At 72.3% G+C, this 12,192-nt stretch carries 12 protein-coding genes; 11 read left to right on the top strand and 1 reads right to left on the bottom strand.

All coding sequences use genetic code 11. The features are described 5' to 3' along the window. The first annotated feature begins 160 nt into the window (after positions 1 to 160). Both ACFQ6X_RS03580 and ACFQ6X_RS03575 read left to right on the top strand, forming a co-directional pair. Positions 161 to 1,321 (top strand): transposase, encoded by a 1,161-nt coding sequence (locus tag ACFQ6X_RS03580; protein WP_383175239.1) that lies wholly within the window; start codon positions 161 to 163, stop codon positions 1,319 to 1,321. Positions 1,322 to 1,351: 30 nt separating this feature from the next. Further along, positions 1,352 to 2,041, top strand: a complete 690-nt coding sequence (locus ACFQ6X_RS03575) for a response regulator transcription factor (RefSeq protein ID WP_383175236.1) — start codon at positions 1,352 to 1,354, stop codon at positions 2,039 to 2,041. A gap of 83 nt (positions 2,042 to 2,124) precedes the next feature. On the opposite strand, the gene ACFQ6X_RS03570 is transcribed toward ACFQ6X_RS03575, so the two are convergent. Further along, positions 2,125 to 2,877, bottom strand: a complete 753-nt coding sequence (locus ACFQ6X_RS03570) for an arylmalonate decarboxylase (protein ID WP_383175233.1) — start codon at positions 2,875 to 2,877, stop codon at positions 2,125 to 2,127. Positions 2,878 to 3,189: 312 nt separating this feature from the next. Between ACFQ6X_RS03570 and ACFQ6X_RS03565 the strand changes: the two genes are divergently transcribed. The 9 genes from ACFQ6X_RS03565 (at position 3,190) to ACFQ6X_RS03525 (ending at position 12,171) form a co-directional block, all read left to right on the top strand. Next, entirely contained in the window at positions 3,190 to 4,341 is a 1,152-nt protein-coding gene (locus tag ACFQ6X_RS03565; RefSeq protein ID WP_383175230.1) for an isopropylmalate synthase, read from the top strand. Positions 4,342 to 4,440: 99 nt separating this feature from the next. After that, positions 4,441 to 4,626, top strand: a complete 186-nt coding sequence (locus ACFQ6X_RS03560) for a lysine biosynthesis protein LysW (RefSeq protein ID WP_329209387.1) — start codon at positions 4,441 to 4,443, stop codon at positions 4,624 to 4,626. A gap of 1 nt (position 4,627) precedes the next feature. Then, on the top strand, positions 4,628 to 5,476 hold the full coding sequence (locus ACFQ6X_RS03555) for a RimK family alpha-L-glutamate ligase (protein WP_383175226.1): 849 nt from the start codon (positions 4,628 to 4,630) through the stop codon (positions 5,474 to 5,476). After that, complete coding sequence (gene argC, locus ACFQ6X_RS03550) at positions 5,473 to 6,528, top strand: N-acetyl-gamma-glutamyl-phosphate reductase (RefSeq protein WP_383175223.1); 1,056 nt, start codon at positions 5,473 to 5,475, stop codon at positions 6,526 to 6,528. Before ACFQ6X_RS03555 ends, argC begins: the two co-directional genes overlap by 4 nt. Continuing rightward, the gene (locus ACFQ6X_RS03545; protein WP_383175220.1) at positions 6,525 to 7,343 is read left to right on the top strand and encodes an acetylglutamate kinase; all 819 of its coding nucleotides are present in this window, start codon (positions 6,525 to 6,527) and stop codon (positions 7,341 to 7,343) included. Before argC ends, ACFQ6X_RS03545 begins: the two co-directional genes overlap by 4 nt. Next, positions 7,340 to 7,903 (top strand): type 1 glutamine amidotransferase, encoded by a 564-nt coding sequence (locus tag ACFQ6X_RS03540; protein WP_383175217.1) that lies wholly within the window; start codon positions 7,340 to 7,342, stop codon positions 7,901 to 7,903. Before ACFQ6X_RS03545 ends, ACFQ6X_RS03540 begins: the two co-directional genes overlap by 4 nt. 55 nt (positions 7,904 to 7,958) lie before the next feature. Beyond that, on the top strand, positions 7,959 to 9,077 hold the full coding sequence (locus tag ACFQ6X_RS03535; protein ID WP_383175214.1) for a Glu/Leu/Phe/Val dehydrogenase dimerization domain-containing protein: 1,119 nt from the start codon (positions 7,959 to 7,961) through the stop codon (positions 9,075 to 9,077). Beyond that, on the top strand, positions 9,074 to 10,813 hold the full coding sequence (locus ACFQ6X_RS03530) for an AMP-binding protein (protein WP_383175210.1): 1,740 nt from the start codon (positions 9,074 to 9,076) through the stop codon (positions 10,811 to 10,813). Before ACFQ6X_RS03535 ends, ACFQ6X_RS03530 begins: the two co-directional genes overlap by 4 nt. A gap of 53 nt (positions 10,814 to 10,866) precedes the next feature. Continuing rightward, positions 10,867 to 12,171 carry a pyridoxal phosphate-dependent aminotransferase gene (locus ACFQ6X_RS03525; protein WP_383175207.1) on the top strand — a complete coding sequence of 435 codons (1,305 nt, stop codon included), beginning with the start codon at positions 10,867 to 10,869 and terminating at the stop codon, positions 12,169 to 12,171. The last annotated feature ends 21 nt before the right edge of the window (positions 12,172 to 12,192 follow it).

Genomic DNA, 12,192 nt, shown 5'->3' with positions numbered 1-12,192 from the left:
GGCGGCCGACCCAGGAAATCGACTCCCCGGACGGTACTTTCGCCTCGTACGTACGTGCCATGTATCCACTTGGGTGCGAGCGAATACGAGTATCGAAGGGGCGTAGCGCTACATGCCGTCAAGGGAGTTACGCACAGCCGTGCCGGGCGATGGGGCGCGCATGCAGACGTTCATGGACGAGATCTTCCGGCCGTTCCGCCGGGCGGAGCAACGCCGTTGGGCGCAGTTGTACCTGTGGGCCCTGATCCATGTCTCCGGCAAGAAGACCCCGCGGCGCATGGCGCTGGCGAAGCCGTTGCCCTCGGCCGCGGCACACGGGCTGCACCGGTTCATCAACGCCAGCCCGTGGGACTGGGAGCCGGTGCGCCGCAGGCTCGCCCGGCGGATCGCGGCGAGTGCGACACCGCACGCCTGGACCGTCGCCGAACTCATCATCCCCAAACGCGGCGAGCACTCGGTGGGCGTGCACCGGCGCGTGGACACGGCAACCGGACAGACCGTCAACTGCCAGCGCGCCATGGGCCTCTTCCTGGACACCGCCACCCACTGCTTCCCGGTGGACTGGAGCATCGTGCTCGACGGAGCCTGGGACTCGGACAGGGAACGCAGACGCCGCGCCCGCATACCGGCGACCGAGACCGGACGCCCCGCCGGCGCCTACGTCCTCGGCTACGCCGCCGACGTGTCCGCGCAGCCCCAACTGCCCCGTATCCCCTGGGTACTCGACCTGACACGGTGGGACGACGCGTGCAGGGTGCTCGCGGGGCTCGCCCGGCTACGGCTGGACGTGGTGTGCGAGGTGGACCCGGACCGGCTGGTGCTCACCGGCCAGCACACGCCCACCGTGAGCACCGTGGGCGAGCTGATGGAGCTGCGGCACGCGCGGCAGACCCATGTACTGGTCCGGCGGACCGCGCAGGGCCGCACCGAAGCGGTGCCGATCCACGCGTACGCGGGCACGGTGCGGCTGCCGGGACTCGGAGCCGGTGACGAGAGCGGCTCCCGCACGTACCGCGTCCTCGAGCGGCCCGACCCGGACGGCCGGCAGCCCGCCCGGTACTGGATCACCACGCTCACGGACCGGCGGGTGGAGGAGGTCCTGCGGCTCGCGCGCAGCCGCGCCGCGGCCCTGTCGACCGTCGCCACGCTACAGAAACGGTTCGGCGTCCTGGACTTCGAGGGCCGCTCCTTCCCCGGCTGGCACCACCACATGACCATGGCCTCGGCCGCGTACGCCTACCAGCACCTGTACGCCGCTCCGGGCGCGCCGCCCCCCGAACCGGCCGAGCCGTCGGGCGAGCTCGCCGGTGCCGCGAGCTGACAACGGGCCGGGGAGAAGGGGTTGGTACTCGTGACGAACGTACTCGTGGTGGAGCGGAACGCCTCCGCGGCCGAAGCCATGGTCAGCGACCTGCGGCGGCAGGGATACACCGCCCGCGGCGTCGGCACAGGAGCGCGGGCCCTGCGAGCCTGCGCCGACGCGGACCTGGTGCTGCTCTCCCTGGACCTGCCCGACATCGACGGACTGGAGTTGTGCCGGTCCCTGCGGAAAGACAATGACACAGCCCTGATTGCGATAACCGATGCCGACGACGAACTGGAGCGTGTTCTCGCCCTGAAGGCGGGCGCGGACGACTGTGTGGTGAAAACCTGGGGATTCCGGGAAATCAGCGCCCGCATCGAAGCGGTGCTGCGCCGGTCCCGCCCCAGACCGTCCCTTCTCGACGCCATTTCCCTGCGTCCTCTCCATATCGATCCGCGAACCCGGGAAGTGCGTCTGCACAACCGGCTCATCGATGTCACGTCGAAGGAATTCGAGCTGCTGTACACCCTGGCCGCGACCCCCGAAACCGTGGTGACGAGGAGGGAGTTGATGGAAAGGGTCTGGGGAAGCAGCTGGGGGCACCCCAGCCGCACCATCGACACGCATGTGAGCAGCCTGCGAGCGAAACTCGGCCACCCCTGCTGGATTCACACGGTCCGGGGTGTCGGCTATCGGATGGGGCACGCCTGGCGCATGCCCGAGGCGTCCACCGGCTGAGCCGTCGGCGCCTGCACGAGGGGCCCCGGGGAGGGCGGTGACGCCGCCCCCGGGGCCCTCGGCGTCACCCGGGGCCCTCGGCGTCACGCGGCCGCGGGCTCCAGCAGCCGCAGCAGCGGGTGCGCCGCACCGGGCACGCCCCCCACCGCGCGCCGTGCCCACCAGGCCGACGCCAGGTTCGAGGTCAGCAGGGTCCGGTGGGGCTGCTCCCGGGCGAGCTCGGCGAGGGCGCCCAGCGTGCCCATGCCCGTACCGGTGAACAGCAGGGCGGTGCCGGCCGGGATCTCCCGCTCCCGTATGTGCCCAAGGACCGTCCCCGTCGTCACCTCGTACGGGTCGTAGTGGCCGCCCCCGTCCGGACCCGTCGCCGCCGGCACGAGCACGACATCGTCGACGACCAGCCCCGCCCGCTCCCAGAACGCGCGGGAGGTGTCGGTGAGCCACGGTTCGTACGGCGAGACGAGCGTCAGCCGGTTCACCCCGAGCGCATCGCACGCCGCGAGGATGGCCTGGGTCGACGACTGCACGGGGAAGCCCGCACGCTCGGACAGCTCGGCGCAGAACGCGCGGTCGCCGTCGGGGTCCAACAGGTAGTGCGAGGCGCTGCACGCCACCACGGCGGCGTCCAGGCGCATGCCGCCGAAGCTTTTGAGGATGCCGGGGAGCACGTCGTTGTACGTCTCCAGCATGGCCCTGAGGCCGACTCCCGGAGTCACCGGGAACCGGGACGTGTACACGTTCATTCCGGATCCGAGCAGGTGGTTGAACTCGGGTTCCGCGGTGGGGTTCTCCGGCGGCACGACGACCCCGAGCCGGGGCAGCGAGAAGATATCCATGGCCGCACAGTAGGACGCCGGTCACATCAATGGCTGTCCTGTGCCGCCGATTTGTCGACGGCCGCACAACGGTCTTGCACTCCCTTGCCCTCCTGACATTCCCTGACAGTCCCCCACACAGCCCTGACACAAACGATCTTGCCCTTTCCGGCCGTGCGGCGGAGGGTATGGAGCAGCGCCTGCCGAATCCCCAGGAATTCGACCCACAGGCTCTGTCGACAACACAATCCGTGCCGGAATCACAGACCCTGTCGGGAACAAACAGACCCTGTCGGGAACAAACAGACCCTGTCGGGAACAAGGAGTGAAGAAATGGCAGCAGCAGAAAGCCTTGAGAAAGTGCCGAGGCTGCCCCGAATATCCGACGCGACCCTGCGTGACTCGGCACACATGGCAGGTGTCGAATTCGGCCCCGCGGACGCCGCCGTCATCGCGGACCTGCTGGTGCGCACCGGCGTCGAACTCGTCGAGGTCGGCATGGTGTCCGGGCCGGACTCCAAGGACGCCGGACTCGTCCTCGCCACCCACGAGGCCGTCGGCCCCGAGCGCAGCATGACGCTCGTCGTCGTACGCGACCGCCGGCAGGTCGCGCGGGCCCTCGACGAGGCCGAGCGCCTGGGCGTGCGCCACATCATGTACTCCATCCCCACCTCCGAGCAGCACGCCCGGCTGAAGCTCGACTCGCACAGCCCCAAGTACGTCGAGAAGCTGGCCCGTTCGGCGGTCTCCCAGGCCAAGGAGCGCGGCTTCCACGTCACCTTCAGCGGCGAGGACGGCGCCCGCACCCCCAAGGAGCGGCTCGTCCCCTACGTCACCGCGGGCTTCGAGGCCGGCGCCGACCGGTTCCGGCTCGCCGAGACCGTCGCGTACCTGTCGCCCTGGCAGATGGAGGAGGTGATCGCGGACCTCGTCGCGATCGACGGCTCCGAGATCGAGATCCACTCGCACAACATGCTCGGCATGGCCGTCGCCAACTCCCTCGCCGCCGTCCGCGCGGGCGCCCAATGGGTCTCTGCGACCGTAGGTGGCATCGGCGAGCGCGGCGGCAACGCTCCGCTGGCCGAGCTCCTCACCTCACTGCGCGTCATCCATGGCGACACCCGCTTCGATCTGAGCCACCTCACCGAACTGTCGCGGGTCGCGCTCAGGGGCGCCGGCCTCGGCGACGCCTTCCAGTCGGGGCCGACCACACCGCACGCCTTCGCGTACGAGCTGCCGGGCCAGCTCAGCCACCCGGCAGCGTACGAGACCCTCCCGGCCGAACTTGTGGGCAACACCCGCGAGCTGCGGGTACGCAGCCGCCTGACACCGGCCCTCGTCACCTGGGCGCTGGCCGACTCGGGCCTCCTCGTCGACGTCGCCGCCTTCACGCCCTGGCTGGCCGAGCAGCAGGAGCGGAACGGCCGCCCGCTGCTGGACCGGGACGCGATCCGCAAGGCCGCCATCGACTTCCAGCCCGCCTGAACCGCATCACCCGCAGGGGTGCGAGCCCCCCTCCCACCCGGGCCGTCCGGCCCGGTCCCCCGAAAGCCGACACCCGCGTACGACCTACGGAGTTGAACCATGTCCACCGCCACACTCACCGGCATCTGCCCCGAGTGCGAGACCGACCTGACCGTGCCGCCGGTCGTGAAGGGCGAGACCCTTTCCTGCCCCGAATGCATCCTCACGCTCCGCGTCGAGGACATCAAGGACGGCCACCTGACGCTGGTCATGGTCGAGGTACAGCTCCGCGACTGGGGGCAGTGACATGGGCGGCAGCGTCGCCCTCGTCGCCGACCGCGTCAGCTGGGAGGAACGCCTGCTGATCGAGGCGGCCCCGGCCTTCGGCCTCCGCCTCGACTGGGTCAACGACGAGTCCCTGTGCCTCGGCCATCCGGACGCCCCGTCCGTCAAGGGCTACGACGCCCTGCTGGTACGCAGCCGCAGCTACACCCGCGGCGGACTGATCGCCACGCTCGCCGAGGCGGCCGGCGTCCCCGCCCTGAACACCGCCCGCGCGATCCACGCCTGTGAGAACAAGGCCGCCCTGCGCGCCCTCCTGCACACCGCGGGCGTGCCCGTGCCGGACCACCGGCTCGTGCTCTCCCGCAAGGACTTCGAGAAGGCCCTCGACGAGCTGCCCCTGCCGGTGGTCCTCAAGCCCGTCTTCGGCGGCATGGGCAAGCGGGTCACGCTGATCCGGCACGCCGACACCGCCCAGTCCGTGTACGACTACGTCGAGGACCTCGGGCACGCCTTCGAGCAGGCCTGTGTGGTCGAGCCGTACCTCGGCGGCAGCTCGGTGCGCTGCCTCGTCGTCGGGCGCGAGCTGATCGGCGCCGCGGAGTTCGAGAGCGGCGGGACCGACTGGCGCAACAACGCCGCGCTCGGCAACAAGAACCGCGCCGTCGCCCACGACCCCGATGTCACGAAGATCATCGACGGTGTGGTGTCCGTGCTCGGCCCCGGAATCTACGGGGTCGACCTCTTCCGCACCCCCGACGGCTACGTCGTCAACGAGGTCAACCACGCCCCCGGCTTCCGGGCGGTCGCCTCGGCGACCGGTGCGGACATCCCGTCGGCCATCGGCCGTTACGTTCAGGAGCTACTCGCATGATCCGTGCAGGAGTCGTCGGCGCCTCCGGGCTAGCCGGCGGCGATCTCATCCGGCTGATCACTCAGCACCCCGACCTGGAGCTGGCCTTCCTCGGCGGCTCCTCCCACATCGGCAGGCGGCTGTCCCAGCTCCACCCCGGTCTGCGCATCGACCAGGGCCTGACCGTGCAGCCCGTGACCGAGGCCGTGGCCGACCAGGTCGACGTCCTCTTCCTGGCCACCCCGGCACCGGTCTCGGCCGAGCTGGCCGCGCTGTTCGCCGACCGGATCCCGGCCGTCGTCGACCTCAGCGGCGCCTTCCGCATCCGCACCCCGGAGCTCCACGACCGCTGGTACCCGAAGGTGAAACGGCGTACCGACCTCGCGGACCGCTTCGTGTACGGGGTTCCGGAGCTGATCGGCGACCAGCTGAAGGACGCCGCGCTGATCTCGCTGCCCGGCTGCTACGCCACCGCGATCACCCTGGGCCTGGCGCCGCTCACACTCGGCCTCGGCCTGGACCTGAAGACGGTCGTGGTGGACGGCAAGAGCGGATCCAGCGGCGGCGGCCTGCACCTGCGCACCTCCAACCTGCACCCGTTCCGCAGCGGGGCCATCGCCCCGTACTCCCCGACCGGCCACCGGCACGCCGCCGAGGTCCGGGACTTCCTGGAGCGGAGCAAGCCCGGCGCCATCGAGTCCCTGTCCATGTCCGCGTACGGCGTCTCCCATGTGCGCGGCCTGCTCACCAGCTCGTACGTCTTCACCGACGAGAAGGTCGACCAGCGCGAGCTGTCGCGGGCCTATCTGCGCTTCTACAAGGGACGCCCCTTCGTCCGGGTGCGGCGGCACGACGAGACGCTGATCCCGGTACCCGACCCGCAGGCCGTACTCGGCTCCAACTTCTGCGACGTGACGGCCCTGCACGACGAGGAGGGCGGCCGGATCGTCGTGCTCGCCGCACTCGACAACCTCGTCAAGGGCGCCGCCGGCCAGGCGGTGCAGGCCGTGAACCTGCGGTTCGGGCTGCCCGAGGAGACGGGGCTGACGATGCAGCCGGTGATGCCCGCATGAGCGCGCAGCACCACAACCGTGTCCCGACCGTGGTGAAGCTCGGCGGCAGCTGCCTCGACGACCTCGACGGCGCGTGGTGGGACGATCTCGCCCGGCACGGGCAGGAGCGGCCGCTGATCCTCGTACACGGCTGGTCCAAGCCCCTGAAGAAGCTCGGACCCCGCTACAGCGAACCGTCCGCGATCCTGCGCGACCGGTACGGCAACCAGAGCCGGTGGACCACGCCCGAGGTCATCGAGGACATCAAGACCGTCAGCGCGGAGCTGGCCGAGGACGTCCTGGGGCGGCTGGAGCGGCGCGGTATCACCGCGGAGCGGCTGCTGGGCAGCGACGGCCTGGTGGACGCCGGCGAGGGCGAGAAGTGGTGGTGGCGGGAGAAGCAGCTCGTCGAGCTGGAGAACCTCGTCGGCCCGATCACCGGGGTGGACCCGGCACCGCTGAAGAACCTGCAGCCGCGCCACGCCTACCTCGTCACGCCGCTCGCCCGGAACGGGGCGGGCCGGGAAGTCAACACCGACGCCGACCGGGCCGCCGCCGCGATCGCCGGCGCCACCGGCGCCACCGACCTGGTCCTGGTCACCGACGTCGCGCACCTGCTCATCGACGGGGAGCCGGTGCGCCGGATCACCGCGCAGGCCGCGGCGGCCTTCCGCGACAAGGGCGCGAAGGGCGGCATGCGCAAGAAGCTGCGGGCCGCGGGCGAGGCCCTGGAGCACGGTGTGGAACGGGTCGTCATCGGCAGCGCACCCGTCTCCCACCTGCTCGACGCCCGCACCGGAACCGTCATCACCCGAGCCCAAGGAGCGAACACATGACGCGGTCCCGTGTGCTCGTCGTCAACAACGGAACCCTGTCCCTGAAACAACTCCGGTCCCGCCTGGAGGAGTTGGGGTCACAGACCGAGGCTGTCGACGTGGCGTCCGTGCCCGCCCGGCTGGACGGGCGCTACCGGGCGATCGTACTGAGCGGCACCAAGGTGCGCGCCTACGACCGTGACCACTACAAGCCCCTCATCGACCTCGTCAGGAGCGCGGACGTCCCCGTCCTCGGCATCTGCGGCGGCATGCAGATCATCGCCGTCGCAGCCGGCGGACACCTCGCGGAGGGGCCTCAGCGGGTCGGCGGCCACGAGGCGCAGGTCGACACGGAGGAGCCGCTCTTCACCTACGTGAAACCGACGGTCACCGTCTTCCACCGGCACACCCTCTACCTGCGGGAAGCCCCGCCCGGCTTCCGCGCCATCGGCCGCTCCGCGCACGCGCCCGTGGAGTTCCTGCGCTCCGACGACGGGCGGATCCTCGGCTCCCAGGCCCACCTGGAGTTCCGCAAGGACGGCCTGGAGATCCTGCGCGGCTTCGCGCAGCTCTACCGGTGACCCGCCCCTTCCGCACCGACTTCCCCCTCCCACCTACGGCCACAAGGACTTGGCAATGAGTGCTCTGGAAGACCCGCAGGCTCCCGCGTTCACCGTCCACCTGAACGGGAGCGGCGGCACGATCAAGGGCTGGGTCGTCGTCGACACGCTCGTCGACGGCCTGGCCATGGGCGGAACCCGGATGACGACCGGGGTCAGCGAGGAAGAAGTGGCGGGTCTCGCCCGCGACATGACGGAGAAGTTCACGCTCGCCGGCCTGCGCATCGGCGGCGCGAAGGCCGGCATCGTCTCCGACGGCACGAACCGGGAGGAGACCTTCCGCACCTTCGGCCGCACCGTCAAGCCGCTCCTGCACGGCGGCATCCACCTCGGCATCGACATGGGCGTCACCCCCGCCGACCGGGCCGTCTTCTTCGCCGAGGCCGGCTACGACCCGCGCTACCGGCTGGGCGCCCCGGACATGCCGATCGACTGGCGCACCTACTACGAGCCCCTGATCGACGCCACCGGCCACGGTGTCGGGGTCGCCGCGATCACCGCCCTGGAGGCGAGCGGCCGTACGGAGCCCGCCCGGGTGGTGGTGCAGGGCTTCGGCGCGGTGGGCCGGGCGGTCGCGCGGTTCCTGGAGGAGCGCGGGCACATCGTCGTGGGCATCGCCGACGTGCAGGGCACCATCAGCGCGGACCGGCTGCCGGTGGCCGATCTCGTCGCCGTGACCGACGAGTTCGGGCGGATCGACCGCTCCCGGCTGCCGCAGCACGTCACCGTCTCCGGCGAGCCGGAGGCCTGGCTGGACGTGGATGCGGACCTGCTGGTCCTGGCGGCGCAGAAGTACGCGCTCACCGCCGAGAACACGCACCGTCTCCGGGCCGGCCTGGTGGTCGAGGGCGCCAACCTCGCCTCCAGCGACGCGGCGAAGGAGAAGGTGGCCGCCTCGGGAGCCGCCCTGGTCCCCGGTGTGATCGCCAACATCGGCGGGGCCGCGTCGGCCGCCCTGGCGGTCACCCGCGTCGTCCCGTTCGACCTCGCGGCCGAGGCACGCAAGGCGTGGGTGTTCGACTGGGTCGGCGACCGGGTACGGCAGAACACCCGGGACCTGCTGGACATCGCGGCCGCCCGGGCGGGCAACCCGCTGCCCGAGCTGCTCGCGGCCCGCCGGAAGGACCTCCGATGAGCACGGCGGCCACACGACCGGCGGCCGCGGCGACGACGGCAGCTGCGACGACCGCAGCGGCTGCGGAACCGTCGCCGCCCTCGGCCGCCGCCTCCTCGGCCGAGGAGCGGGCGGCCGAGTACCGCCGCCGCGGCTGGTGGCGGGACGAGACCTTCCTCGACGACCTGCACCGGCAGGCGCGCCTGCACCCGCACCGGCTGGCCGTCGCGGGCCGACGCGTCGCCGAGTCCCGCACCGACACCCTCGACTACGCGGAACTGGACGCCCTGACGGACCGCTTCGCCCACGCACTGCTCGACCTGGGCGTACGGCGCGGCGACTTCGTGGCCGTACAGCTCCCCAACCGGTGGGAGATGGTGCCGCTGATCTTCGCCTGCATCCGGACCGGCGCCGTCATCTGCCCGATCTCGCCCGTCTGCCCCGCGGACGAGTTGCGCCACCGCCTCGGCCTCACCGGGGCCCGGGTCTGCGTCACCCTCCCCGAGTGGTCGGGAACGCCCCTGGCGGAGATCGTCACGCGGCTCAAGGACGACCTCCCCTCGCTCGAGCACGTGGTGGTGGTCGACGGCCCGGCGCCCGAGGGCGCGCGGTCCTTCCACGACCACTTCGTGGCCGAGGCGCGGGAGGAGCAGGAGGGAGCCGCCGTCCCGGACGGCCGGGCACTCGGCCCCGACGAGCCGTTCGTGGTCCTGTTCACCTCCGGCACCACCGGAGCGTCCAAGGGCGTCCTGCACAGTCAGAACACGGTCCACTCGGCGGTACGCGGATACGTCGACGCCTTCGGGGCCGGGGACGACTGGGTGGCGGCCGTGTCCACACCGCTCGTCCACTACTCGGGGTTCGCGCAGGGCGTCCTCGCGGGTGTCCTGCTCGGCGGCACCGTCGCCTTCCAGGACGTACGCCGCAACGAGGCGCTGCTCGACCTGGTGGAGCGGTACGGCGCCACCCTGCTGTACGGGCCGCCCGCCACGCTCGCCGACGTGGCCGCGTCGCAGCGGGCGGAGAAACGCGACACGAGCACCCTGCGGCACGTGGTCATCGGCTCGGCCCAGGTCCTTCAGGAACTGGCCGACGAGGTCCACGAGACTCTGGGCGCGCGCACCTACTCGCTGTGGGGCATGTCCGAGAACGGCCCCGTGACCACCACCCGGCCCCAGGACCCCGAGAACTGGGCGGCCCACAGCAACGGCAGCGCCATCGACTCCATGGAGACCCGCATCGACACGTCCGGCGCCGGCGGCGGGAGCGGCTCCGTCGGCCGCCTCAAGGTGCGCGGTGCGTCGCTGGCGCTCGGCTACCACCGGCGCGACGACGCGTTCCGGGCGGAGCTGGACGCGGACCGCTGGTTCGACACCGGGGACCTCGCACGGGACGACGGCCGCGGCGGCATCCGCATCATCGGGCGGGCCCGCGACGCGATCCTGCGCGGTGGCCTGGTCGCGCCGGTGACGGAACTGGAGGCGGTCATCGGCGGCCACCCGAACGCCGTCGAAGCGGCGCTGGTGGGCCTGCCGCCCGACCGGGAGGGCGCCGAGACGGTGATCTGCGCCGTCGTGGTCCCGCGCGGCGGGGCGGGTCCGTCGCTCGGCGCACTCCGTTCCCGCATCGGGGAGGCGGGCCACGACCCCCGCTTCCTGCCGGACCGCGTGGAGCTGGTCACCGCCCTCCCGAAGACCCTGACCGGCAAGGTCCGCAAGGCGGAGCTCCGGCAGCGGTACGCCACGGCGACGCCCTGAACCGGCCCCGCACCCCGGCCCCTCACCCCACCACCCCGACCGCTGGAGCTGTCATGCCCGAACCCGCACCGGTCTCCATGTCGGCGACCCTCGCCGCCGACGAGGCCCTGGCCCGGCGCCGCCGGGCCGGGGAACGGGTGCTGCCGATGGCGAGCGGCGAGATCGGCCTGCCCGTCCTCGCCACGCTGAGGGACCGGCTGGCCGCGGCGGCGGGCGAGAACGCGTACGGCTCCGTCGCCGGAAGTCCCGCGCTGCGCACCGCCGTCGCCGGGTACTGGGAGCGGCGCGGCCTGGGCATCGACCCGGAGCTGGTGGTGGCCGGACCGGGCAGCAAGGCGCTGCTGTTCGGACTGCTGCTCGCCATCGGCGGCGACGTGGTCGTGCCCGTACCGAGCTGGGTCAGCTACGCGGCGCAGGCCCGCCTCGTCGGGGCGTGCCCCCTCCCCGTACCCATCCTGCCGGGGCAGGGCGGCGTACCCGATCCGGACCGGCTGCGCGAGGCGGTCGCCGACGCACGGGCCGCCGGGCTGAACCCCCGGTCCGTGGTCGTGACGGTGCCGGACAACCCGACCGGCACGGTGGCGTCGGACGCCACGGTGCGGCGGCTGGCGGACGCGGCCCGCGCGCTCGACCTGGTCATCGTGTCCGACGAGATCTACCGCGATCTCGTGTACGACACCTCCCGGCCCGCCGTGTCCCCGGCGGCGCACGCACCCGAGCGGACCGTCGTCACCACCGGCCTCACGAAGAACCTGGCGCTCGGCGGCTGGCGTACGGGCGTGGCCCGGCTGCCGGACAGCGACCTCGGGCACGCCCTGCACACCCGCCTCGTCGCCGTCGCCAGCCAGATCTGGTCCAGTCCGCCGGCGCCCGTACAGAGCGCGGCCGCGTACGCGTTCGGGGAGCCGGCGGAGGTCACCGCGCACATCGCGGCGAGCCGTCGGCTGCACGGGACGGTGGTGCGCGCGGTCGCCGGCCGGTTCACCGCCGTGGGCGCACAGCCGGCCCCCGTCGTCGCGACCTGCTACCTCTACCCGGACTTCGAGCCCCTGCGGGACCGGCTGGCGCGGCGGCACGGCGTGCGCGGCGGCGACGACCTGGCCCGGCTGCTCTCCGAGCGGTACGGAGTCGGCGTCCTCCCGGCGAGCGCGTTCGGGGAGCCCGGCCGCGCCCTGCGGATCCGAGCCGCGACCAGCAGCTTCTACGGCGACTCCGACGAGCGGCGCAGGGCCGCCCTGACGGCGCCGGATCCGCTCGCCCTGCCGTGGATACGGGAGGCGGTCGACCGGGTCGGTGAGGTCCTGGCCGACCTGACGGGCGCGGACGCTCCGGCCCCCGCGGCCGCCCCTCGGTCCTGACACGCGTCAGCCCGCATCACC

The organism is Streptomyces sp. NPDC056452 (assembly GCF_042796085.1).
Classification (GTDB): domain Bacteria; phylum Actinomycetota; class Actinomycetes; order Streptomycetales; family Streptomycetaceae; genus Streptomyces.
Note: the sequence above shows the minus strand (reverse complement) of the source record. Positions and strands in the feature narration are given on the sequence as shown.